The sequence below is a fragment of the Bacillus cereus group sp. BfR-BA-01379 genome (assembly GCF_022663605.1).
In the GTDB taxonomy this organism is placed as follows: Bacteria; Bacillota; Bacilli; order Bacillales; family Bacillaceae_G; genus Bacillus_A; species Bacillus_A mobilis.
In genome coordinates this window covers 1-399 of sequence record NZ_JAKUFT010000210.1, presented here as the reverse complement: position 1 = coordinate 399, position 399 = coordinate 1, and the positions used below count along the sequence as shown (strand labels likewise).

Sequence of the window (399 nt, the reverse complement as noted above, 5' to 3'; positions counted from 1 at the left end):
AACATGGTGTTTCTGCTTGTACAATATCATCACCAAGCAATACCGCAAATGGCTCATTTCCAATGAACTTCCTTGCACACCATACTGCGTGCCCAAGTCCTTTCGGCTCTTTTTGTCTTATGTAGTGAATATTAATTTTTGATGAAGCTTGTACTTTTTTAAGTATTTCATGCTTTCCTTTTTCTAAAAGGTTTTGTTCCAATTCAAAGGAATGATCAAAATGATCTTCTATCGCACGTTTTCCTTTTCCAGTAACAATAATAATATCCTCAATTCCCGATTCTATGGCTTCTTCTACTATGTATTGAATTGTCGGTTTATCAACGATCGGTAACATTTCTTTTGGCATCGCCTTCGTTGCTGGTAAAAACCTCGTTCCAAGACCCGCTGCTGGAATAA

Annotated in this window: 1 pseudogene; it reads right to left on the bottom strand. The window is 37.3% G+C overall.

Annotation, left to right across the window (positions count from 1 at the left end):
- Window positions 1–397: pseudogene (gene bpsC, locus MR113_RS27500) on the bottom strand (UTP--glucose-1-phosphate uridylyltransferase BpsC); the annotation flags it as partial.
- Window positions 398–399: the final 2 nt, after the last annotated feature.